Origin of the sequence: Nosocomiicoccus sp. HMSC059G07, assembly GCF_001815515.1 — a bacterium.
Lineage (GTDB): Bacteria > Bacillota > Bacilli > Staphylococcales > Salinicoccaceae > Nosocomiicoccus > Nosocomiicoccus ampullae_A.
This window is the reverse complement of record NZ_KV820865.1, coordinates 56,055-78,942: the sequence shown is the minus strand read 5'-3', so window position 1 is coordinate 78,942 and position 22,888 is coordinate 56,055. Positions and strand designations below refer to the sequence as shown.

Sequence of the window (22,888 nt, the reverse complement as noted above, 5' to 3'; positions counted from 1 at the left end):
GTCAAGACTTAACCCTCAATCGATTAAAAAATCAATAAACACGTCGTTTCCAACCATTTTCCCTTGCTCTGTCAACGATAAATATTCTCCGTTTATTTGTAAATTATTTTGATTAATATGCTTTTCAATAACATCTCCATATATATCAAAAAGAGAAACTCCATATTTATCTTTAAACTGGTTGATTTTTAGTCCTTTGTTTAATCTTAAGTTTAAAAACATTTCTTCTTCGTACATCTCTTTATTAGATAATTTATGAATTTCCTTAATCGCATTCGTATCTTCTTTCATACGATTAATATAGTGCGGTACTGGTTTTACATTAAAATATCTTTCTCCATTTACATATCCATGGCTCCCAGCACCTGCACCGTAATATTCATTGTTTTTCCAGTATGTCTTATTATGCATCGATTCATACTTTGGATCTGATGAAAAATTTGATATCTCATATTGGTGATAACCGATTTTTTTTAAACCTTCCATTACACGCTCATATCTTTTTCCTTCTACTTCAGAATTTGCTATGTGTAATTTCCCTTGTTTAATTTTGTTATAAAAAATCGTATGTTTTTCAATAATCAATGAATACCAAGAAATATGTTTTGGTTGTAACACTTTTATATTATTCAATGAGTCTTCAATATGTTGAGACGTTTCCCCAGGAAGGTTATACATAAGATCAATCGAGTAATTATCTAAACCAATTTTTTCCATATGATTAATAGAGCGATAAATATCATCAAAATTATGCGTACGTCCAAGAATTTTTAATAGCTCGTTATCAAATGTTTGTACACCGAGAGACACGCGATTTACACCGTATTCTTTTAATAGACTGATTTTTTCAGTCGTTAACTCATCTGGATTTGCTTCGAACGTATACTCATGACTGACATTAAAATTATCATTAATAAATAAAAGTAATCGTTCAAGCTGGTTCAGATTTAAAGCGGTTGGTGTTCCGCCACCGACGTATATCGTTTTTAAACTACGTTCTTTTAAGTACTTTAATTCTTTAATTAACATATCTACATACGTGTCGACGGGCTGATTGTCGATTAAAAACTTATTAAAGTCGCAATATGCACAAATTCGATTACAAAACGGAATGTGAATATATAGGCTATCCATAATTGCCTCCTTAAAAAAAATGAGAAATCATGAAACATGATTTCTCTTTTAAAATAATCAATTAGTCTTCATCCATACGTAATACTGCTAAGAAAGCTTCTTGTGGAATTTCAACTGAACCAACAGCTTTCATCTTCTTTTTACCTTCTTTTTGCTTTTCTAGTAGTTTACGTTTACGTGATACGTCCCCACCGTAACATTTAGCAAGTACGTTTTTACCAATCGATCGTATATTTGTACGTGAAATAATTTTGTTTCCAAGCGCTGCTTGAACAGGCACTTCAAATTGCTGACGTGGAATTAACTCTTTTAGTTTCTCTACGAGTGCACGGCCTCTTTGATATGCAAAGTCTCTATGAACGATAATACTTAATGCATCGACGACTTCGTTATTTAGTAAAATATCCATTTTAACTAATTTCGATTCTTTATATCCGATGATTTCGTAGTCTAAACTTGCATATCCTTTCGTATGAGACTTTAACGTATCGAAGAAATCAAATACGATTTCTGCTAATGGTATTTCATATTTAACATTCACGCGAATATCATCTAAATAATCCATCGTTATAAAGTTACCACGATTCTTCTGACAAAGTTCCATCACTGCACCAACATAATCGTTTGGTACCATAATCTCTGCCTTTACATAAGGTTCTTCGATATAATCAATTAAATCTTGTTTTGGCATTTGTGACGGGTTATCTACGTTATGTATTTCACCGTCTGTTGTATGCACTTTATAAATCACTGAAGGTGCTGTCGCAATTAAGTCAATACCAAATTCACGCTCTAGTCGTTCTTGGATAATCTCCATATGAAGCATTCCTAAAAAACCAGTACGATAACCAAATCCTAATGCTTGAGAAGATTCTGGTTCAAACTCTAATGCAGAGTCATTTAACTGTAATCTTTCAAGAGCTTCACGTAAATCTACATAGTCTCCAGAATCAATTGGATATAGTCCACAGTACACCATCGGGTTCATACGTTTATATCCAGGTAGCGGAGTATCTGTTGGGTTGTTTGCATGTGTAATCGTATCACCAACACGTGCGTCAGATACTGATTTTACTTGTGCTGCTAAAAATCCAACGTCTCCAACAGTTAGTTCGTCAACTGCCATTGGAGCTGGCGTATGTATGCCGACTTCAGTTACTTCAAATTCGGTACCTGTTTGCATCATACGAATTTTATCTCCAACTTTAACCGTACCGTCAAACACACGAATCGACGAAATCGCACCACGATATTGATCGTATTCAGAGTCAAAAATTAACGCTTTTAAAGGTGCACTTGGATCACCTTCAGGTGGTGGTACAGTGTCTACGATACTTTCTAATATATCATCGATACCAATATCCGCTTTTGCAGATGCGCGTACCGCATCGTCTTTATCTAGACCAATGACATCTTCAACTTCCTGTGCAACACGTTCTGGATCTGCAGCAGGTAAGTCTATTTTATTAATTACAGGTACTAATTCTAACTCGTTATCTAATGCAAGATAAACGTTCGCGAGTGTCTGTGCTTCGATACCTTGAGCAGCATCGACGACTAAAATTGCACCTTCACATGCCGCGAGAGAACGTGATACTTCATAAGAGAAGTCGACGTGCCCTGGTGTATCGATTAGGTGGAAAATATACTCTTCTCCATTTGGTCTTGTATATTTTAACTGAACAGCGTTTAACTTAATCGTAATACCACGCTCTTGTTCAAGCTCCATTGCATCGAGTAGTCTGTCGGACATATCACGTGCAGCTACTGATTCTGTATGCTCAAGTAATCGATCGGCTAATGAAGATTTCCCGTGATCGATATGAGCTATAATAGAAAAGTTTCTAATTTTCTTTTGTCTTTCTAAACGCTTTTTGTCGTCCATAATATATCCAACACCTTTACTAACAATTGAATTAATTATATCAATTTCATATAGTTTCATCAATTCATTTTGAAAGTGTACATTGCATTACACTTGTAAATCTGATAGAATATTTTTGTTGCAATCAAAGTTGTACAACTTTTAACTCTGGAGGTGCAAACATGGCTAACATTAAATCAGCAATTAAACGTGTTAAAACTACACAAGCAGCTACTGAACGTAACATTGCTCAAAAGAACGCAATGCGTACTGCAATCAAAGCTGCAGAAACTGCGAAAGAGAACAACGCTGAAAATGTTGAAGAATTAGTAAACAAAGCAATCAGCTTAGTTGATAAAGCTTCTAACAAAAACTTATTACACAAAAATAAAGCAAGTCGTTTAAAATCTAAACTTGCTAAGTAAAGAAAACTTCCTAATTTTAGGAAGTTTTCTTTTTTTATATTTTGCTTATGAATACTTCAAATAAAGCTTCGCTATCTAAATACGTTGATTTTAACTCATAATCCATATCTCTAATTAACACCATTTTTTGAAGTAATACTTCTAACGGATACTGATTGACTTGAGACATCGCTAATTTCACACGATACGGATGCACTTTTAAACGACTACTAATTTCATCTTGACGCATTCCCTCGTTCATTAAAATCTTCGTTTGATAATATAACCTAAACTGTGACGAGATTAGCCCGAGTAATTTAATCGGCTCTTCTTTTTGTAATATTAAATCTCTAAATACATCGACCGCTTCACGCTTTTGATTTTTAAGAATAAAGTCTGTTAAAGAAAACACGTTTGCTTCTAAACTTTTACTAACTATAATATTCACGTCTTCAACTGTAATTATATCGTGGGCAAACAACATCAACTTTTCTAACTCATTTTTAACAATCGTATAATTCGCACCTGTACGATTTAGTAATTCATTTACTGCATCGTTTCGAATTGTCAAACCTTCACTTTTAACAGCGTCGTTAATATGTTGAACGAGTTCACGTTCATTCATTTCTTCACACTCAATGATTTTCCCTTGTTTTTTTATGAGTTTCGTAATCTTTTTTCGGTTGTCTAATTTTTCAGCAGATGTCACGAAAATGAGTAACGTATCGTCTTCTTTGTCCTCGATATATTGGATCATTTTATCGATGTTGTGATCGATAGACGTTCTCTTCTTTTCGGCTGTAAATAAAAATGCATCTTTTACAATCACGACTTTTCGATCCGATAAAAACGGTAGCGTAATACTCTCTTCGATAATATGTTCAATCTCTGTTTCGATATAATCAAAGACGATTCGATTAAAGTCATCGACTGTTGCTAAATAGTCTTTCGTTAACTTATTGACTGTTTCGTCTATACGCACTCTATTCTTTCCGTATACTAAATAGAGTTTTTCCATGTAATCACCATTCTTAATTGAATTCACTATAGATTTTTCTCTAACTCTATTCTATACTATAAATAAGTAATAGGGGGTTATGTCATGAATAAATTTGAAAAAAATGTACAATCTAAAAATAACGACGTAATCGATTCAGGACTTGCATTTTTAGTCGGACTTTTAGGATTCACTGCAGTCTATGTGATTGCACAAATTTTCCAAATCGTCGCGAGTTTTAACTAGAGCTAATTTTATTAGCTCTTTTTTTATTTATAACAACGGTTCTCTATCTTTCGTAATTTATGTTTTGTACAATAACCATTCTTTTTAAAAGTAATCTCGACCATCCCGGATTCTTTAGTACTTACAATTTCCTTATTGTACTTGGTGAGTAAATCCGTTACCTCTTTATGCGGATGTCCATATGAATTATTTACCCCACTCGATATAAGTGCTAAATTAAATTCTCTTTCTACAAGATCCACGCCGGTACTCGTATTCGAACCGTGGTGGCCAATTTTTACGATATCTATTTTGTTCACATTTTTTAATATTTCTTCTTCATACTCTACACTTAAATCTCCGAGCATTAGTATATGATAGTCAAATAGATTTACATCTAGCACAATCGACTGGTCATTTGAATTATTTGTATGAATGATTGTATTGACATTTTTTAAAGTTATACGCTTAAACTTTAACTCACTTACTTCTGTAGAGTAAAGGATATTTGATTCACTAAATTGTTTTAAATATCCTTCAGTAAGCTTTTCATCTCGCGGGTTTATATATACGTTCTTAATCGGCAGTTTACTACTAATATAAGTCGCTTCACCCATATGGTCGTTGTCCATATGACTAATGACGAGTAAGTCTATTTTTCTTATACCATTTTCTTTTAAATACGGTAAAATCGTTTTTTCTGCAAGTCGAATTTCATAATCATTTCTATAAAATTTGCCACCAGTATCTACGAGAATTGTTTGATTGTACTTTTCATCGATGATTAAAAACGCATCTCCTTGTCCGACATCGACCATTACAAATTTTATATCGTCTTTAAAGTTAAACGACGATAATAATAAAAATACAATAAATATTAACGTCATTCGAATTATTTTTTTGAGACTTTTTGTCAGTACAGTTCTTATATGAAAATAGCTAATAATCGCTAATATGACGATAAATATCGACGATATGTTTTTTATCGGCAAACGGTGTTCAATTACATTCCCTAAATAAAGTATGAGTGATGTATTCGTTGAAAAGATTAAGTGTAGAAGATAATCAAAACATTCCGGAAGATACGTAAATAGACTCATGTTAAAAATAAAAACAGAAGGGAAAATGACAAAACTGAATATTGGACCGAATATTAAGTTCATTACAATTCCACTGATCGACACTTCGTTAAAGTGAAATAGTATTAAAACAATTGTACACACTTCACATATTACAGTAACAATTATCATTTGTATGAAAGGTTGTCTATCATTAAAGAAATGACGGCTAAGAATAATTGTGAACGTCGTAACATATGACAACTGAAAACCTGCATGAAAAATTATATAAGGATGAATTACAAATTGAATAATTGCAGTTAAACTGATGATCGCTAAATACGGTTTTTTATTAAAATAACTCGTAATAATGAGTAACACTGCCATAAGTACAGCTCGAAGTACACTTGGAGAAAATATATTAATCATTAAAAATATAAGTAAACATATGACTACGAGTGCTTTAACATATTCAATCGGTAGTCTAAATCGTGTAAATAAAAATATCAGTACCATCGTAATATACGCAACGTGTGTACCTGAAATCACGTATAAATGGTAAATACCGAGTTTTTGAAGTGCTGAAAAGAATTGTGAATCTAGCATCATCTTATTACCGATTGACAGCATTAATATATCCCCGGTGTACGGATAATTACTAATCTTTAAAACTTTTTCGGTATACTTATATTTTAAATTATTGATTTTCATCTTTACTGTTTTCTTCGTTTCTGAACAGTTTGAACGATCGTCTTTCACATAAATACTTCCAACTACGTTAGAAATTTTCATCGATAACGCTTGATTACGTTTAATAAAATTTCTTTCAATATTTGGTTTCACGACTTCAAAATCGCCATTACACATTGTACCGATTGGAAGAAGTGCTTCATTCTCCATATAAACATAAAAACGATAATTTTCATATTCACCAATATAAGAAATCGTATCGTTATTATATTTGTAGTCTGATATTGTGAAGTAATCAATAGTCTCCTCTTTAAAGGTATCTCTATTAGAATAGAAATATGTACTAGAAATAATTACAGAAATTAAAATTAACGTATATACGATATAACTAATTCTCTGTATAAAGACGATATATGTAATAATGACCATAAAAAATAACCCTAGCAGTGGAATTTTCACGATTAACGCTCCACTGACTAAGGCTAAAAAAATTAAAAATAAAATCATAATTTCACTTTTAAGTATTCATATATTTTATCGACATCTAAATCGATCTGTGCATATTTAACACCTGTCTTATCGAGTAATTCAATTGCATACGGATGGTTTTTATACGACTCTCTATAATAAATGTTTTTAATACCTGCTTGAATTAATGCTTTTGTACAATGTATACATGGGAAGTGTGTTACGTATATCGACGCATTCTCTGTCGATACTCCGTTTTTAGAACATTGAAGTAACGCGTTAACTTCTGCGTGAATCGTACGAATGCAGTGACCATCTTCTAAATAACAACCGACGTCTATACAGTGATCTTCTCCACTTACTGAACCGTTATACCCACCAGCAATAATACGGTTATCTTTAACAATTGTAGCCCCTACGCTTAAGCGTTCACACGTTGAACGTAGTGCGAGTAACATCGCCTGAGCCATAAAATATTCGTGCCAATTGATACGCTCCACAGTTTCACCCCTAAATTTCTATATCATTTTCTAAGTTTTCAAACGTTTTTTGCCCAATACCAGGTATGTTCATTAAATCTTCTTTCTTTTCAAACAAACCATTCTCTTCACGATAATTAATAATCGTTTCAGCTTTCTTTGCACCGATTCCATTTAACGTCATCAGTTCGTCTTTACTCGCTTTATTTATGTTGACGATATGGCTACTTGAAGTTTCACGCTCTATTTCGATTATTTCACCTTTTGCTGGTACATAAATGCTCATTTCATCTCTTAACTTTTCTGATTGATTAATTTGGTTTAAGTCTGCAGAGTCAAGTGGTTCACCGATTAATATAATGTCTTTAACTCTCGCGTCCTTTGGCATTTCATATACATTTGGATGCTTAACAGCACCTTTTATTTCAACAAATATTGAGTTTAGACTCATAGTATCTACTTCTTCTTCGACTTGTGCATGTACACTATTATCTACTTCTACAGGTGTTGTATATTCAAAATCATCTGTCGTTTTAAAAAATAAAATAAACATGACGACTGCTATAATACCTAGTGCAGCAGTAGAAATAATCGTTTTATATTTAAAAAATAATTCAGTCATAAGACACCTCTTTATATACATATGCTGTCAAAAGCTGAATTATCTTTTTTTATTTTTTTACGATGTAAAAAGTGCGTTCTGAATAGTCTCGAATAGTTCCATCAGAATCGAAATCACTAAACGCTTTTACTAATTTAAAATTCAGTGCCTGTAATACATTTAACACAGTATCATGAGTAAATGTTCGTTGATAATGAGATTCAAAATATCTTTCATATAAATCATCTTCATTTTTAATAAAAAACGTTAGCTCATGATGAAGAGACAAATCATCATCTTTTACTGTATTCCAAATATAGACGAAATCATCACTTTCATCCGTAAACATTTCGCCTTCAATCATCGCATTTACTTTACTCTCACTATGAATATCAAAAATAAAGACTCCGTCGTCATTTAAATGTTCGTATACATTTAGAAGAACGCGTTTAAATGAATCTAAGTCTTCGACATAATTTAAGACGTCGACTGTCGCGATTACCAAATCAAATGATTCATTTAGCTTAAAATTTTTCATATCATTAACAAAATATTGACTAGAGTCATCATTTCTCGTGGCGATTTCAATCATCGTTTCAGAATTATCGATCCCTATCTTTTTAGATGCAGTTAACTGTTTTAAAATTTCACCTGTACCACATCCAACATCTAGAATTGACGTGTTTTTGTTAAATGGTTCTATAATATCAATCCATAAACTGTATGGGATGTCATAATTCATAGCTTCGTATAAATAGCTAAACGCCTCATACTTAGAGCTCAACCGCTTCACCATCATAATATAGACGCTCTAAATTATAGTACTCACGCTCTACTTTTGTAAAGATATGTGCGATAACATCTCCTAAATCGACTAGAATCCATTTACCTTCTCGCGATCCTTCAACCGAAACTTGGAGGTCGTTATCTTCTGCAAGTGCTTCTAAAGCACCTGCAATTGCTTTTACTTGACGGTCTGATGATCCGTGACAAATGAATACGTAATCCGCAATTGTACTCGATTCTCTAACATCAAATACTCGAATATCTTCCGCACGTTTACCATCGACTGCATCAATTGCTAAATCTAATAATGTTTTACTTTCCAAAGTATCCATCCTTTTTAATTATAATAGTTATAACACTTAAACGTTTCACTATATATTTTTACACCTTGTTCTGCTAAATAACAGATATTTCTTCTCGTAATTTCAAATACCGCACGTTCTAAATCGTGATCGTTATATACGATATCTCTAATGTCTTCAACACCAGGTGTTGTTCGAGCGGGTTCAATATAATCTGCGACAAAAATAATTTTTTCAACTAAATTCATGTCTGCACGACCAGACGTATGATTTTTAATAGCGAGAAGAATTTCTTCATCGTGAATATTAAACTCTTTTTCCATTAAAAATGCTGCGATAGGTCCATGTAAAATCGCACTCGTGTATAGTTGTAGTTCGTCATCTAAACTATTCTCTTTAACGATTTCATGCATATCATTTAAGTCGTCATACTTACAGTAATCATGTAAAAGACCAGCAAGATGACATTTCTTTTCATCTGCTTTAAACAATCGTGCCATTAAAACGGCCGTTTCAGCAACACGCAAGGAATGTGCGAATCGCTTTTCAGGCAACTTTTCTTGTACGAGTTGTTTTGCTTCAAGCTCATTCATATAGCTCGTGCTCCTTAATATAATCAAATACGTTCTTATGAACGAGATGACTATAATAATCGTCATTTCCGATACGTTTACGTATTTCGCTAGAACTCACTTCAATTATAGGTACTGTTGCTGTTAGAAATGGTGCAGTAATATTTGTCTCTTCCATCGTACGTTTTAATACAATAAACTGCGCAATTTCAAGTAGTTCTTCGTGCTTATACCATCTATCAAATGCGTGAAACTGATCTTCTCCCATAATAAAATAGAGTGTATCATTCGGGAACTTTTCTTTTAAATAACACATCGTATCATACGTATAGCTTTTACCTTTATGTTCAAGTTCGAACATGTCAATAGAAATAAAGTCTAAATCTTTAGTCGCACGTTCAATCATTTTTAAGCGGTCCGATTCATGAATCGGACGGTCCGCTTTATGTGGTGATTGAAATGCTGGGACGATAATTACTTCATCTAAATCAAAATGACGTTTTGCTTCAACGATTAAATGAGTATGCCCGATATGAATCGGGTCTAGTGTCCCACCAAACACTCCGATTTTTCTCATGGTAATTGAATCGTCTTCTCTTCTTTGTTTTCTTTATACAAAACGATAATACTTCCGATAATTTGAACTAAATGACTGTCTGTACCAGACGCTAATTTCTCAGCGATCTCTTTTTTGTCGTACGGACAGTTTTGAAGTATAGAAATTTTTAATAGTTCATGACTATTAAAGTAATCGGAAATTTGATCATTGAATTCATCAGTTACACCTAATTTACCGACTTGAAAGACCGGTTTTAAATCATGTGCAAGTTTTCTTAAATATCTTTTTTGTTTACCAGTTAATGTCATCCATTATTCTCCTTTAAATACGTTCGCAATACTGACTTTACTTCTTCTCTATCTCCTACTTTTCCTGTCCATATTTCATATGACATCATCGCTTGATTTACGAGCATATCAAGCCCATTAAATGACGTTTTAAAATATGACATAAAAGGAGTGACTGCAGGATTATAGATTAAATCATAACCTACTGTACTTTCTATATTGGTCAGTTGATTTAGTTTAAACGTTTGAAAAGCATCTTCACTCTTTAAACCGAGTGGTGTTGCATTTATAACAATATCAAACGCCCCACCTTCAAACTCATCAATTGTTAACGCTGTAAAATCATGAGTTCTAAAACTTTGAAAACTTTCTTTACGGCGCGTAACAATTGTCACTTTAGAACCGAGCTCAAGGTGTGCAAGACACACTGCTTTTGACGCACCACCCGCACCTAGTATTAAAACGTTATCGTGTTTAATATCGTTGTCAATAATCGTTTGTTTATATCCAGATACATCTGTATTATACCCGTATAATTTATGATCTATTCGTTTAACTGTATTTACTGCGTAAATTTCCTTCGCATGACCATCTATCTCATCTAGATATTGGATAATTTCTTCTTTATGAGGTACCGTCACGTTTATGCCTAAAAGATTTTCTTTTTTCATAATTGCATCAATATTTTTTAGTTGCTCAGGTGTAATTTCTAATTTACCGTAGTTTAATGGATCATCGTTCTTTTTAAAATTAGTATTATGAATCAGTGGTGAATACGTATGATGTATTGGATAACCAATGACTGCATAGCTCATTTTACTTATCCTTAAATACCGTATGGCGTGCAATCACTTTTACACCTTTAGGTACTGTAACGTTTACTGTGATATCTTTATCCACTGTTATAAAACATAATCCACTAATTAAAATATCACTACGAACGTCTGTTTTAAATGTATATGTCTCACTATTATCAAGTAAAATAGGAGACTCTAATTCTGGTGGTGCAAGTAATCCATTGTAATGCTTACGATAAAATTCTTTCGCATTATCTAGTTTCGTACGATGAACGACAAGCTTATCACTACGATATATTGTAAAACTAGAGCGATTACCTGTTACAAAATCAATTTGTGCCAAGTTTGAAACAAATAAAGTTTGTCCTTCGTCTAATTGATATGTGAGTGGCTTAATTTCTTTTTTAGGCATAATATGTTTTACGTCGTCTAGAGATAACACCGTACTCATCGCACTTTTTGCAATAACTCCAGGAGTATCATACATAAACTGATTATTTCCAAGAGGTATATCGATCATACCAAGTGTCGTTCCAGGGATATTAGACGTCGTAATCACTTCTTTTTCACCTGTTGTTGCTTCTATTAATTTATTAATTAACGTAGATTTACCAACGTTTGTCGTACCAACTACATATACATCTTTACCTACGCTATATTGATTGATTTGTTCGATCAAATCATCTAATCCAAAACCTTTTGCACCTGAAACAACGACTGTTTCATTGGCAATAATTCCTTCATCTGCAAGCATCTTTTTAAGGCGATTCAATAAACGACTCACATTAGTAGATTTAGGAAGAAGATCAATTTTATTTACCGCAACGATAATTTTCTTATTTCCAACGATACGGTTAAACGATGGAATAATACTACCTTCAAAGTCAAACACGTCGATCACTTTAACGATAACTCCGTCTTTTTCATAAATCGAGTTTAACATCGTCATAAATTCCCCAGATTCAATATTAACGTCAGGTGTCTCATTATAATTTTTTAAACGAAAGCAACGTCTACAAATGACGTCTTCTTCGTGAATACGACTTTTTGGTACAAACCCGCTTTCATTTTCATCTTCAGACTGTAGTACTGCGCCGCAGCCGATACATTTATATTCAGTCATTTAATAGTTCCTCCAATTTAGTAAGTCCTCATCAGCTATCCATTTCATAATACGTCGTTCCATACGGCGGTTAAACTTCGTAACAAAAGCGTCTTTCTCTTTTACAGGTAACACTAAAATACTATCGATTCCAGTTCTATTGGCACCGAGTACGTCTGTCATCACTTGGTCTCCAATCATTACAACTGCTTTCTTCTTCACACCGAGCTCTGTAATTCCTTTATGGAAGCCTCGCATTGCTGGTTTTCTCGCTGTATGAATGTACTTCAAATCTGAGTCTTTACAAAAGCGTTCGACCCTTTTTTTTCTTCCGTTAGATAGAATAAGAACTTGAATACCATCTTCTTGTAACGTTTCTATCCATTCGATGACTTCATCGTTAATATCTGGATCATCAAAAGCGACGAGTGTATTGTCTAAGTCAATCATCACTGCAGTTTTGTCATGTGATTTTAAATAATCAGATGTAATGTCAGTAAAACGATTGACGTAATCACTTGGCAAAAAATAATCTTTTAACACAGTTTTCATATCATTAACCTCTTAATTTTTAAAAATAAAAAGCGCCCAAAAAAGGCGCCGTCTCAATTACTCTTCAATTCCTTGTGTGTGTTCAACTTCAGTTTCTTTATAAATAAAGAAACCAACAATTGTAGTTACAATTAAGGCAAAAACCATAAGAAATAGCATTACTTTACCCCTCCGAATCACAGTTTCTCTAATACTAATTTTACCGTGTTAGATGAGTGAATACAAGCTTTTCTAAGAAACTCATCATAGTTCATATCCGCTGAACCATCTGCTTTGTCACTCATCGAACGTAATATTAAATACGGTGTTTTAAATTGATAACACGTTTGTGCAATCGCAGCAGATTCCATATCGACTGCTTTTGCATTACTGAACGCATTTAAAATCTTTTGTTTTTTATCATCTGTGTCGATAAATTGATCGCCACTAACGACTTCACCGACTGTATAGTTAATTTCATTGTATTCATTAAGTGCAAGTTTCGTAGCTTCTATAAAGCGCGTATCTGCTTCAAAGTTGAGTGGCATTGATGGTACTTGCCCTATTTCATAACCAAATGTTGTCGCTTCAACATCGTGGTGCGCAGTATGACTGCTTATGACCATATCTAAAATATCGAGTTCTTCAGCTAAACTACCAGCAACACCAGTATTAATGATCACATCTACGTTAAAAGTTTGTATTAATAACGCTGTAATAATCGATGCATTTACTTTACCGATCCCACTTTCAACGAGAACGATATTTTTATCTTGTAACGTACCTTCATAAAACTCAACGTGAGCAATATTAACAGTACGTGTAATGTCCATGTCATTTTTTAATATCTCTACTTCCGGTTGCATTGCTCCAATAATACCAATTGTATTAGTCAATTTTAACGATTTTCACTTTCATTTCGTTACCGTTTGGAAGTGGTACGTTTACTTCATCGTTTAATTTTGAGCCGATTAATGCGCCCGCAATCGGAGACTCATTTGAAATTTTACCTTCAAATGGATCTGCCTCTGCAGAACCGACGATTTTATAAGATTCTTCAGGTCCATTTGGTAACTCTTTAAATGTTACTGTTTTACCAATTTGAACTTCTGTATTATCGACGTTTTCTTCGATAATTTTAGCGTAACGAATCATCTCTTCAATTTTAGAGATTTCTTGCTCTACGAAACCTTGTTCATCTTTTGCTGCATCGTACTCAGAGTTCTCAGAAAGGTCTCCAAAACTACGTGCAACTTTAATCTTTTCAACGACTTCAGGTCGTTTTACTGTTTTTAAATGATCGAGTTCTTCTTGAAGTTTGTCAAATCCTTCTTGTGTCATTGGGTATTCTTTATTATTTAAATCCATGTTTTCACTCCGTTATTTACTTATAATTAATAGTCCATCGCCGACATTTAAAAATGACGCTGACGGATAGTTTTCATAAATGTATTCGTTAAATTGACGTACTTTATCACGTAGTTTAATTTTGTTTTTACTATGTAGATTCTCTTCTACAATTTGACCACGTAATAATATATTATCGACAACGATAATACCATCATCCGTAAGTAGTGGACTGTACTTTTCAAAGAAGAGCTTATTGTTACCTTTCGATGCATCGATAAAAAGCAAATCAAATGTATCTTCTAATTCGACTTCTTTTGCATCACCGAGTATACCATTCACTCTTTCACTTACACCGTGTTTTAAAAAGTTTTCTTTTGAAATGTCATATGAAGCTTCATCTTTCTCAATCGTCGTTAATGTAATATCTTTGTTGACACTGAGCATATGGAGTCCACTATATCCGATTGCTGTTCCGATCTCTAATATTTTTTTACGACGTGTTAATTGAATGAGTTGTTTTAATACAGTCAGTGCATCGCTATCGATAATTGGTACACGATTATTTACAGCGTACTCATAAACGTCTTGAAACGACTCAGTTTTTGTGTTCAATTGTTTTAAATATTCTTCTATAGTCATGTTTTCACCACAAAAATATACAACCGGCAAATCAATGCCAGTTGTAGATATTAGTTAGATATTAACATAAAGTTTTAAAAAGAGAAAGCGAAATCAGTCACCTTCTATATACTTTTCACGATTCTCTTGGTGTTCTTCATATGTTTCAGCGAAATGGTTAACTCCATCCTTATCAGCTAAGAAGTAGTAGTAATTCGTATTCGCTGGATTTAATACACTTTGAACGGACTCAGTTCCAGGTGCACCGATTGGCCCTGGTGTTAATCCTTTATGAATATATGTGTTAAACGGGTCATCGACTTCTAAGTCTTCGTATAAGACGACTTCTTTATGAATGCCTTTTGCGTATAAAACAGTCGGGTCCGTTTGAAGAGGCATCGATGGATTTTCAGCCATTCTGTTTAAAAACACACTCGTAATTTTAGCGCGATCAGCTAAACTCGTCGCTTCTTTTTCTACAAGTGAAGAGAATGTTAAGAATTCATGGAATGATAACTCTTCATTTTCTCCTTCATAGTTCACAGTGTATGTGACAGATTTATATAAGTTAAACGTATTACTTCGCGTGGCGTTTAACATTTGACGCACTAACTTATCTAAATCCGGCTGCTCTTCAGTGATATCGTAAGTCGCTGGATATAAGTACCCTTCGAGCGGATATTTAATATCTTCATCAAATATTTCATCCGTTAACATGTCTTTATAATCTTTTTGCAACTCTTTTAAATATTCTTTGTCTTGAACTAAGTTTATAAACTCATCTTTTTCAACTGGAAGTACTTCTTGTACGAGATCTCCAATTTCATCGACAGTATACCCTTCAGGCACTGTTAATTTATAATGCACCTCTTCGTACAACACACCAGTTTCTAATGTTTTTGCAATTGTTTCATAATCCATAGAAGGCGAAAGTTCAAATTCTCCCGCTTGATAGTTTGAAATGCTATTAAGTCTTAAGTAAAGTTTAAAAAACTTACTGTTTTTAATAATCCCTTTCTCTTCTAACATATTACTAATATCAGTCGATGAAGAACCTGCTGGAACTTCAACTCGTACGACCTCGGTTGAATCTTTGTCTAACGGCTTCATACCTTGCTTAATGTAAAACACGCCAAACAATGCTCCTAAAACGAGCATTGCAATAATCGCAAGGACGATGATTACCGAAACATAAGATGATACGTTTTTTGAAAATCTTAAATCATCATTGTTTGTCATAATTTCTCCTTATTTTTAAAAATTGCTCCCGAATTCACGGAAGCAATTATAATTATTCTTCAATATCGTCAAAGTTTGTGTTTACGATTTCTTCAATCATGTCCCACTCTTCATCAGATTCAACTGGTGCAAAGCGGTAATTTTCACCATCGTCTAAAGGTTCAGCAATCATAGGAATTAATTCGATTTGCTCATCATCATCTTCAGAGTTATAGTTGCTTTCTTCTGCAACAATTACGTATGTTTTGTCAAATCCTGGATGATGAAACTCCATTAATTTTCTGTAAAGTGTTTCATTACCTTCTTCATCGACAAGCGTCATTAACTCATCATCTGTGTTTAATTCAAATTCATTTGACATTAATATTCTCCTTTAATTAAATCGGTCTAAGTACCCTTGTAATATAAATACTGCAGCCATTTTATCGATCACTTTACTACGTTTTTTCCTCGATAAATCCGCTTCAAGAAGCGTGCGTTCTGCGGCCATCGTACTGAGTCGTTCATCCCACAATTCAACTTGAATTGTCGGAAACTTTTCTTTTAAAAGTTCAGAAAAATGAATCGAACGTTCGCCACTTTCACCGACTGAGTTATTCATGTGCTTCGGTAAACCGACGACAATCGTCGTAATATTTTCATCTTTAATAATTTTTGCTAGATCATTTAGACCAAAATCATTTTGTGCCGTATCGACCTTTAAAGTTGTTAACCCTTGTGCTGTCCAGCCTAAACTATCACTCACTGCAACACCAATCGTTTTAGTACCTACATCTAACCCAAGTGTTTTACTCATTGAGTTCACGTGTAATATAACTTTTCACGAGCACTTCCATAATCTCGTCACGTTCAATATGACGAATTTGGTTTCTCGCTTCGTTATGGCGCGGAATAAATGCCGGGTCACCACTTTGTAGATATCCTACAATTTGGTTTACAGGATTGTAGCCGCGTTCTTCAAGTGTTTTATATACATTCGAAAGGACGTTCTTGATATTCTCATTTTGTGCTTCTTCAATGTTAAACTTCATTGTCTTATTTAAATTATCCATGCAGTAACACTCCTCGACTACTTAAGTTAGATAGTGTTAGTATAACAAATTATTATATTATTAAAAACCATTTAGATAATCTTTAACGATTTGTAAAGCTTCTGACATATTTTCAGTGTTCGTTCCGCCACCTTGTGCCATGTCCGGGCGACCGCCACCTCTACCGTCAACGGCTTCAGCCATTTGTTTCATAATATCTCCAGCTTTTACGACTGATGTTTTATCTTTAGGCACCGTAACGATCATCGATACTTTACCGTCAACATTTGAAATGAGTGCGATAATGCTTTCTTGGTTTTTAGATTTAATGACATCCATCGTCTCACGTAGTTCTTTCACACTATCTACTGAAACTTCTGTCGCGATTAAATTAAATCCGTTAATGTCGAACGTTGCATCTGTTAAATCAGATAATGCATCTTTTTGAAGTTCTGATTTTAATGACTTTACTTCTTTCTCTAGTTGCTTCTTATCTTCAATTAATTGTTCAAGTTTAGAAATTGTATTTCCTGATTCTACTTTTAAGTGCGTATTTACGTCTTCAAGTACGTTGTCTTTATCTTCATAATATTCAACCGCATATTTTGAAGTGACCGCTTCGATACGTCTTACACCAGCACCAATTCCACTTTCTGAAATGATTTTAAAGAGTCCAATTTCTGATGTGTTTCTAACGTGGACACCACCACATAATTCAACGGAATACTGATCGATATCAACAACTCTAACAATATCTCCATACTTTTCACCGAATAATGCCATTGCCCCTTTACGTTTTGCGTCTTCAATTGGCATCTCGTTAATGTCTACGTAAAGTGAATCAAAGATTTTTTCGTTTACGATACGTTCAATCTCTTTTACTTCTTCTTTTTTAAGACCTTCAAGATGTGTAAAGTCAAAGCGTAGACGTTCTTTTTCAACGAGTGAACCTGCTTGATTCGCATGCTCTCCAACGACGTCTTTTAATGCTTGGTGTAGTAAATGTGTTGCTGTATGGTTTTTATTGATAAAGTTACGGCTTTCACGATCCACTGTTAACTCGTATGTTTCACCTGTTGTTATGACTCCTTCAGTAACAGTTACTGTATGGATGTTTTGTCCGTTTGGTCCTTTATATACATTTTTAACTTCCATTGTACCGTGTTCATTTTTAATGAAACCGATGTCTGCAACTTGTCCACCACTCACTGCATAAAACGGTGTTTTATCAAAAATTACGTCGACGTCATTACTTCCGTCATAATGATTGACAACTTCATCATTTGAAACGATGTAAAGCAGTTCAGCAGTTTCATTTAAGTGAGTATACCCCGTAAAGATACTCTCCTTATCTAATTTCTGGTACGTTTCTGATTGTACGTTCATCGATTCAGAAGATTTTCGCGCAGCGCGTGCACGTTCTCTTTGTCGTTCCATCTCTTCTTTAAAACCGTCAAGATCAACAGCAAGTCCGTCTTCTTCTGCGTACTCTACTGTCATTTCAACAGGAAATCCAAAAGTATCATATAGTTTAAATGCATCTTTACCACTAATTACTTCATCTTCTTTTAATGCTTTTTCTTTAACTGTACGGTAAATTTCAATACCTTCGTCAAGCGTTTGTAAAAATCTCGATTCTTCTTGTTGAATTACTTTTTTAATAAAGTCTTTATTTTCACCAATTTCTTTATAGAACGCGTTCATAACGTCGTCTACGACGTCAACTAATTTATATAAGAACGTTTCGTTAATCCCGAGTTCTTTTGCGTAACGCGTTGCACGACGAATGAGTCTTCTAAGCACGTATCCACGTCCCTCGTTGCCAGGTAACGCACCGTCACCAATCGCAAATGCAACTGTACGGATATGATCACTAATAACTTTAAACGCAACGTCATCCTTATCGTTATCACGATAAGTTTTACGAGAAGCTTTCTCGATTTCATTAATAATCGGAATAAATACGTCCGTATCAAAGTTTGTTGGTACGTTTTGGATTACGCTCGATAATCTTTCAAGCCCGAGCCCTGTATCAATGTTTTGACTTGGAAGTGGCGTATATGAATGATCGCTATTATGGTTAAATTCAGAGAATACTAAGTTCCAAATTTCTAAGTAACGTTCGTTTTCTCCACCTGGATACATTTCTTCTCTTGGTGTATCTCCTTCATATGATTCCCCACGGTCGTAGAATATTTCAGAGTTTGGTCCACATGGCCCTTCACCGATATCCCAGAAGTTTCCTTCAATACGGATAATTCGGCTTTCTTCAATACCAATTTTATCTTTCCAAATATGATATGACTCATCATCTTCAGGGTGAATCGTCACGTATAATTTATCTACTTCAAAGTTTAACCATTGATCACTCGTTAAAAATTCCCAAGCAAATTCAATTGCTTCCTCTTTAAAATAGTCACCGATTGAAAAGTTACCAAGCATTTCAAAGAACGTATGGTGTCTCGCTGTAAAACCGACATTTTCAATATCATTCGTACGAATCGACTTTTGCGCGTTTACAATTCTTGGATTGTTTGGCTTTTCAGTTCCATCAAAATACTTCTTTAACGTTGCCACACCTGAGTTGATCCACAGTAACGTGTCGTCGTTAACTGGTACTAAGCTTCTACTTGGTTCAATGTTGTGTCCTTTTGTTTCGAAAAAGTCTAAAAACATTTGACGTAGTTCGTTTGTTGAGATTTGTTTCATTTTAATTCCTCCTAAAATAAAAAATAGAATTCGCCCTTATTAAAAAGGGGCGAATTCTATCCGCGGTACCACCCAAATTATGAATGTTATTCATCACTTTAAGTATATAGTTGTGTGCACAAAGATCGATGCATTGCTCTCATCTACCGCAACGTTTCTGTATTTTCATCGAATAAAATAGTTCTAATATCAGTATAATTATAAAAATCATACGTCTTAAAGTCAATTGAAATCATACGGTGAAACACCTGACATGTTAATCATCGGGTCGATTCTTTTTTGCATGATTAATTCCATCGTTAATATATGATTATCTGTTTCTTCAATTGTCTCTTTTATATCTGTTTGTTTAAACATTTCTTTTAAATACGTTTTTAACATCGTTTGACGTTCGATACCTTCTTGGTTAATTGCATGGATAAAGGAATCTGGTTCACCGCATAAGACGAGGGATTCTTTTGCGCGCGTAATACCAGTATAAATAATATTCTTTTGTAACATATGATAATACTGTCTGACGATTGGCATAATGACAATTCGGTATTCACTACCTTGTGCTTTATGGATACTCGTACAATATGCGTGAGACAACTCTGAGTAATCTTTACGTTCATATACGATTTCTTGACCTAAAAAGTCTACCGTAATCGATTCTTTTGTGCCCGTTTTATCGTCTCGATATGTAATTTCTGTAATGATTCCACTGTCACCGTTAAACACATTATCTTCACGACGATTTTCAAGTTGAATGACTTTATCGTTTTCTCTATATATCTTATCTCCGAACTCGACTTCTTTTTTGTCTTCACTTGGAGGATTTAATACTTTTTGAATCGTTTGATTTAACACATTTATACCGGCAGGTCCTCTATAAATCGGTGCAAGCACTTGAACATCTTGCATCGTATACCCCTTTTTAACCGCACCCTTTACGACGATGTCAACAATATTTATAATGCCACTCGCGTCCGTTTGGAAAAAAGTACGATCTGGATGTCTCTCTAAAATATTTACTGGCAAGTTATTGTTAATTTGATACGCAAGTTGGATAATCGACGACGATTCCATTTGCCTGTATATCTTTTTTAGAATTGTCACGGGCACAGATTGTGATTCTATTAAATCTTTAAACACTGTTCCAGGACCGACTGACGGTAACTGAGCATCATCTCCAACGAAGACGATTTGCGTTTCTGGCAATACGTTTTTAATAAACTGATAAAACAACCACGTATCGACCATCGACATCTCATCGACGATTATTAAATCTGCATCGATAATATTGTCTAATATATCTGTCTCTTCAGTATCACGACCATATCCAATTAACCGGTGAATTGTCGACGCGCCTATACCTGTTGCGTCTTTCATTCGTTTTGCTGCACGTCCTGTTGGTGCGGCAAGCTTTATTGGATACTCTTCACCTTCAAAGTCGATAAACTTATCTATATTATGTAAAATTCTATACACCTCAATAATCCCTGAAACAATTGTTGTTTTACCTGTCCCTGGTCCACCTGTTACGACAGATATCGGATTAAGAATCGCATGCTTTATTGCTTTTTGTTGTTCATCATTAAATGTAATTTCTAACGACTTCTCGACTTGTGAAATCACTGTTTCAATACGTGAATGACTATACGATTCTACTTTTAGTTGACTAAGTCCATAAACTTTTTCAGCAGATTTACGTTCGCTAATAAAAAACAATTTTAACGTCACTTTATTGTCTCTTATTACTAATTCATCTTTTTCAGCGAGCTCGTCAATACGTTTATGAATGTCAGATGCTGAAAAATAAATCGAACGATTATTTAATATATTTAAAGATAGATCGATTAAATCGTTTAACTCTACGTACGTATGTCCGACTTCATTTAACTCTGTCTCTAATGCGTATTTAATTCCTGCATCGATTCTTTCGGTTGAATTTGGTTCGATACCTGCTTTAATTGCGATTTCGTCCGCTTTTTTAAATCCGATACCGAATATATCTTCGACGAGCTTGTATGGATTATTTTGTAGAACGTTTAATATATCTTCTTTATATGTATCGATAATTTTAGCGCGTTTTGAAGGTGCAATACCAAGCTCAATCATCATTAAATCCGCACGAGTCGTCGATTCGTTTTCAACGACTGTTCGGTATATTGTTTCTTTTCGTTCTTTTGTCAGACCCTTTACTCGGTCTAAATTCGACTTGCTTTCTATTATGAGTTCTAACGTCTTGTCACCGAGCGTATTTACGATGTTTTCTGCTGTTTTTTGGCCGACACCTTTAAACTTTTCACCAGATAAGTATTGTATGATTCCTTCTTTTGTCTGCGGGACATTCTTTTTAATTTGCCGTGCACTAAACTGTTTACCAAACCGTGCATGTTCGACAATTTCGCCTGTAAATGTGTACGTTTCATGTTCATCGACATGATGAAAATTCCCAGTGATGATCGTCTCTTCTTTTAATTCTGTGTTCGTTTCTTCGATAAAGACACGCATGACGTAGAAGTGATTATCATCATTATGAAATATTATTTTGTCGACAGTTCCAGTAACGAATAAATCATCTTCTATCGTCAATTGTGTCATCATTATCCCTCGTTTATATTTTTTATGCCGTTATGTGCAAGTATATGGTCTGGTTTGATTTGAATTGCTTTTTCAAAATGTCTTTTTGCTGCATCTTTATCGTCATATTTTGTCCATTTAATAAGTCCTAAGTTATATTCTGCGTCGGCATAATCGTATTTGTCCGTAATATTCGTAAGTAAAATTTCACCTTGATCGAGTAAGCCGAGCTGGCAAAGTGTTAACGCATATTGAAATACGAGTTCATAGTCTTCTTTATCCGCTTCATACATCGCTTCAAAAAACGGAATAGACATACTTAAATTTCCTTCATGGACATGCGTCATCGCGAGTAAATAGTTAATGTCTTTGTCTTCATTAAACGTATCATAAATACTTAAGAGTAACGTACGTGCATCTCTATATTTCCCTTCATTAAAATACATATTGCCGAGCGTAAAATATGCCACAGAATTATTTTTATCAAGTTCAATTGCTTTTAGTAAGAAGTTGTTCGCCT

At 34.2% G+C, this 22,888-nt stretch carries 26 protein-coding genes; 2 read left to right on the top strand and 24 right to left on the bottom strand.

The window, feature by feature from the left end; genetic code table 11:
* Positions 1–15: 15 nt before the first annotated feature.
* Both hemW and lepA read right to left on the bottom strand, forming a co-directional pair.
* Complete coding sequence (hemW, locus tag HMPREF3029_RS07170) at positions 16–1,134, bottom strand: radical SAM family heme chaperone HemW (RefSeq protein WP_070710266.1); 1,119 nt, start codon at positions 1,132–1,134, stop codon at positions 16–18.
* Between the two features lie 61 nt (positions 1,135–1,195).
* Positions 1,196–3,019: a translation elongation factor 4 gene (gene lepA, locus HMPREF3029_RS07165; protein WP_070456973.1), complete on the bottom strand. Its 1,824-nt coding sequence runs from the start codon at positions 3,017–3,019 to the stop codon at positions 1,196–1,198.
* A 161-nt stretch (positions 3,020–3,180) separates the two neighbouring features.
* Here lepA and rpsT point away from each other — a divergent pair, with 161 nt between their 5' ends.
* Positions 3,181–3,423 carry a 30S ribosomal protein S20 gene (gene rpsT, locus HMPREF3029_RS07160; protein ID WP_068128241.1) on the top strand — a complete coding sequence of 81 codons (243 nt, stop codon included), beginning with the start codon at positions 3,181–3,183 and terminating at the stop codon, positions 3,421–3,423.
* Between the two features lie 34 nt (positions 3,424–3,457).
* Here the strand turns inward: rpsT and holA are convergent, their stop codons facing one another.
* Positions 3,458–4,420, bottom strand: a complete 963-nt coding sequence (gene holA, locus HMPREF3029_RS07155; RefSeq protein ID WP_068128239.1) for a DNA polymerase III subunit delta — start codon at positions 4,418–4,420, stop codon at positions 3,458–3,460.
* An 84-nt stretch (positions 4,421–4,504) separates the two neighbouring features.
* Between holA and HMPREF3029_RS09155 the strand changes: the two genes are divergently transcribed.
* Entirely contained in the window at positions 4,505–4,645 is a 141-nt protein-coding gene (locus HMPREF3029_RS09155) for a YqzM family protein (protein WP_083286812.1), read from the top strand.
* 23 nt (positions 4,646–4,668) lie between these two features.
* Here HMPREF3029_RS09155 and HMPREF3029_RS07150 read toward each other — a convergent pair whose 3' ends face one another.
* From HMPREF3029_RS07150 to HMPREF3029_RS07050, 21 genes are all read right to left on the bottom strand, one after another.
* Complete coding sequence (locus HMPREF3029_RS07150) at positions 4,669–6,801, bottom strand: DNA internalization-related competence protein ComEC/Rec2 (protein WP_210400784.1); 2,133 nt, start codon at positions 6,799–6,801, stop codon at positions 4,669–4,671.
* A gap of 74 nt (positions 6,802–6,875) precedes the next feature.
* Complete coding sequence (locus tag HMPREF3029_RS07145) at positions 6,876–7,340, bottom strand: ComE operon protein 2 (protein WP_070622172.1); 465 nt, start codon at positions 7,338–7,340, stop codon at positions 6,876–6,878.
* 10 nt (positions 7,341–7,350) lie between these two features.
* Positions 7,351–7,941, bottom strand: a complete 591-nt coding sequence (locus tag HMPREF3029_RS07140; RefSeq protein WP_168165518.1) for a helix-hairpin-helix domain-containing protein — start codon at positions 7,939–7,941, stop codon at positions 7,351–7,353.
* Between the two features lie 49 nt (positions 7,942–7,990).
* On the bottom strand, positions 7,991–8,704 hold the full coding sequence (locus HMPREF3029_RS07135; protein WP_168165517.1) for a class I SAM-dependent DNA methyltransferase: 714 nt from the start codon (positions 8,702–8,704) through the stop codon (positions 7,991–7,993).
* Complete coding sequence (gene rsfS / locus HMPREF3029_RS07130) at positions 8,694–9,029, bottom strand: ribosome silencing factor (RefSeq protein ID WP_102167356.1); 336 nt, start codon at positions 9,027–9,029, stop codon at positions 8,694–8,696. Before rsfS ends, HMPREF3029_RS07135 begins: the two co-directional genes overlap by 11 nt.
* A gap of 14 nt (positions 9,030–9,043) precedes the next feature.
* Positions 9,044–9,601, bottom strand: a complete 558-nt coding sequence (gene yqeK / locus HMPREF3029_RS07125) for a bis(5'-nucleosyl)-tetraphosphatase (symmetrical) YqeK (protein WP_070456388.1) — start codon at positions 9,599–9,601, stop codon at positions 9,044–9,046.
* Positions 9,594–10,157: a nicotinate (nicotinamide) nucleotide adenylyltransferase gene (gene nadD, locus HMPREF3029_RS07120; protein WP_070622404.1), complete on the bottom strand. Its 564-nt coding sequence runs from the start codon at positions 10,155–10,157 to the stop codon at positions 9,594–9,596. The genes yqeK and nadD overlap by 8 nt, the downstream gene beginning before the upstream one ends.
* Positions 10,154–10,447: a ribosome assembly RNA-binding protein YhbY gene (gene yhbY / locus HMPREF3029_RS07115; RefSeq protein WP_068128226.1), complete on the bottom strand. Its 294-nt coding sequence runs from the start codon at positions 10,445–10,447 to the stop codon at positions 10,154–10,156. Before yhbY ends, nadD begins: the two co-directional genes overlap by 4 nt.
* Entirely contained in the window at positions 10,444–11,241 is a 798-nt protein-coding gene (aroE, locus tag HMPREF3029_RS07110; RefSeq protein ID WP_070622403.1) for a shikimate dehydrogenase, read from the bottom strand. Before aroE ends, yhbY begins: the two co-directional genes overlap by 4 nt.
* Before the next feature lies 1 nt (position 11,242).
* Positions 11,243–12,346, bottom strand: coding sequence for a ribosome biogenesis GTPase YqeH (gene yqeH / locus HMPREF3029_RS07105; RefSeq protein WP_070622402.1), 1,104 nt, complete (start codon positions 12,344–12,346; stop codon positions 11,243–11,245).
* Positions 12,347–12,877 carry a YqeG family HAD IIIA-type phosphatase gene (locus HMPREF3029_RS07100; protein ID WP_070622400.1) on the bottom strand — a complete coding sequence of 177 codons (531 nt, stop codon included), beginning with the start codon at positions 12,875–12,877 and terminating at the stop codon, positions 12,347–12,349. It abuts the gene before it with no gap.
* A 176-nt stretch (positions 12,878–13,053) separates the two neighbouring features.
* The gene (locus HMPREF3029_RS07095; protein WP_083286810.1) at positions 13,054–13,752 is read right to left on the bottom strand and encodes a 5'-methylthioadenosine/adenosylhomocysteine nucleosidase; all 699 of its coding nucleotides are present in this window, start codon (positions 13,750–13,752) and stop codon (positions 13,054–13,056) included.
* A complete protein-coding gene (gene greA, locus HMPREF3029_RS07090; protein WP_040928411.1) occupies positions 13,745–14,224 on the bottom strand; it encodes a transcription elongation factor GreA in 480 nt (159 codons plus the stop codon). Before greA ends, HMPREF3029_RS07095 begins: the two co-directional genes overlap by 8 nt.
* A gap of 12 nt (positions 14,225–14,236) precedes the next feature.
* On the bottom strand, positions 14,237–14,845 hold the full coding sequence (locus HMPREF3029_RS07085; protein ID WP_068128217.1) for an O-methyltransferase: 609 nt from the start codon (positions 14,843–14,845) through the stop codon (positions 14,237–14,239).
* A gap of 93 nt (positions 14,846–14,938) precedes the next feature.
* Positions 14,939–16,063, bottom strand: coding sequence for an endolytic transglycosylase MltG (gene mltG, locus HMPREF3029_RS07080; RefSeq protein ID WP_068128215.1), 1,125 nt, complete (start codon positions 16,061–16,063; stop codon positions 14,939–14,941).
* Between the two features lie 52 nt (positions 16,064–16,115).
* The gene (locus tag HMPREF3029_RS07075) at positions 16,116–16,424 is read right to left on the bottom strand and encodes a DUF1292 domain-containing protein (RefSeq protein ID WP_068128213.1); all 309 of its coding nucleotides are present in this window, start codon (positions 16,422–16,424) and stop codon (positions 16,116–16,118) included.
* Between the two features lie 12 nt (positions 16,425–16,436).
* Complete coding sequence (gene ruvX / locus HMPREF3029_RS07070; RefSeq protein ID WP_068128211.1) at positions 16,437–16,859, bottom strand: Holliday junction resolvase RuvX; 423 nt, start codon at positions 16,857–16,859, stop codon at positions 16,437–16,439.
* Positions 16,852–17,115, bottom strand: a complete 264-nt coding sequence (locus HMPREF3029_RS07065) for an IreB family regulatory phosphoprotein (protein ID WP_040928416.1) — start codon at positions 17,113–17,115, stop codon at positions 16,852–16,854. Before HMPREF3029_RS07065 ends, ruvX begins: the two co-directional genes overlap by 8 nt.
* 60 nt (positions 17,116–17,175) lie before the next feature.
* Complete coding sequence (gene alaS, locus HMPREF3029_RS07060; RefSeq protein ID WP_070710264.1) at positions 17,176–19,803, bottom strand: alanine--tRNA ligase; 2,628 nt, start codon at positions 19,801–19,803, stop codon at positions 17,176–17,178.
* Positions 19,804–20,025: 222 nt separating this feature from the next.
* On the bottom strand, positions 20,026–22,392 hold the full coding sequence (locus HMPREF3029_RS07055) for an SF1B family DNA helicase RecD2 (RefSeq protein ID WP_246828754.1): 2,367 nt from the start codon (positions 22,390–22,392) through the stop codon (positions 20,026–20,028).
* Positions 22,392–22,888 (bottom strand): tetratricopeptide repeat protein (locus HMPREF3029_RS07050; protein ID WP_070710263.1); only part of this gene is annotated, 497 nt, incomplete at its 5' end. The genes HMPREF3029_RS07055 and HMPREF3029_RS07050, both read right to left, overlap by 1 nt.

Excerpts from the sequence above, each read along its gene's own strand:
- hemW (WP_070710266.1), bottom strand. The coding sequence starts at position 1,134 with ATGGATAGCCTATATATTCACATTCCGTTTTGTAATCGAATTTGTGCA.
- lepA (WP_070456973.1), bottom strand. The coding sequence starts at position 3,019 with ATGGACGACAAAAAGCGTTTAGAAAGACAAAAGAAAATTAGAAACTTT.
- rpsT (WP_068128241.1), top strand. The coding sequence starts at position 3,181 with ATGGCTAACATTAAATCAGCAATTAAACGTGTTAAAACTACACAAGCA.
- holA (WP_068128239.1), bottom strand. The coding sequence starts at position 4,420 with ATGGAAAAACTCTATTTAGTATACGGAAAGAATAGAGTGCGTATAGAC.
- HMPREF3029_RS09155 (WP_083286812.1), top strand. The coding sequence starts at position 4,505 with ATGAATAAATTTGAAAAAAATGTACAATCTAAAAATAACGACGTAATC.
- HMPREF3029_RS07150 (WP_210400784.1), bottom strand. The coding sequence starts at position 6,801 with ATGGTCATTATTACATATATCGTCTTTATACAGAGAATTAGTTATATC.
- HMPREF3029_RS07140 (WP_168165518.1), bottom strand. The coding sequence starts at position 7,941 with ATGACTGAATTATTTTTTAAATATAAAACGATTATTTCTACTGCTGCA.
- yqeK (WP_070456388.1), bottom strand. The coding sequence starts at position 9,601 with ATGAATGAGCTTGAAGCAAAACAACTCGTACAAGAAAAGTTGCCTGAA.
- nadD (WP_070622404.1), bottom strand. The coding sequence starts at position 10,157 with ATGAGAAAAATCGGAGTGTTTGGTGGGACACTAGACCCGATTCATATC.
- yhbY (WP_068128226.1), bottom strand. The coding sequence starts at position 10,447 with ATGACATTAACTGGTAAACAAAAAAGATATTTAAGAAAACTTGCACAT.
- aroE (WP_070622403.1), bottom strand. The coding sequence starts at position 11,241 with ATGAGCTATGCAGTCATTGGTTATCCAATACATCATACGTATTCACCA.
- yqeH (WP_070622402.1), bottom strand. The coding sequence starts at position 12,346 with ATGACTGAATATAAATGTATCGGCTGCGGCGCAGTACTACAGTCTGAA.
- HMPREF3029_RS07100 (WP_070622400.1), bottom strand. The coding sequence starts at position 12,877 with ATGAAAACTGTGTTAAAAGATTATTTTTTGCCAAGTGATTACGTCAAT.
- greA (WP_040928411.1), bottom strand. The coding sequence starts at position 14,224 with ATGGATTTAAATAATAAAGAATACCCAATGACACAAGAAGGATTTGAC.
- HMPREF3029_RS07085 (WP_068128217.1), bottom strand. The coding sequence starts at position 14,845 with ATGACTATAGAAGAATATTTAAAACAATTGAACACAAAAACTGAGTCG.
- mltG (WP_068128215.1), bottom strand. The coding sequence starts at position 16,063 with ATGACAAACAATGATGATTTAAGATTTTCAAAAAACGTATCATCTTAT.
- HMPREF3029_RS07075 (WP_068128213.1), bottom strand. The coding sequence starts at position 16,424 with ATGTCAAATGAATTTGAATTAAACACAGATGATGAGTTAATGACGCTT.
- ruvX (WP_068128211.1), bottom strand. The coding sequence starts at position 16,859 with ATGAGTAAAACACTTGGGTTAGATGTAGGTACTAAAACGATTGGTGTT.
- HMPREF3029_RS07065 (WP_040928416.1), bottom strand. The coding sequence starts at position 17,115 with ATGGATAATTTAAATAAGACAATGAAGTTTAACATTGAAGAAGCACAA.
- alaS (WP_070710264.1), bottom strand. The coding sequence starts at position 19,803 with ATGAAACAAATCTCAACAAACGAACTACGTCAAATGTTTTTAGACTTT.
- HMPREF3029_RS07055 (WP_246828754.1), bottom strand. The coding sequence starts at position 22,392 with ATGATGACACAATTGACGATAGAAGATGATTTATTCGTTACTGGAACT.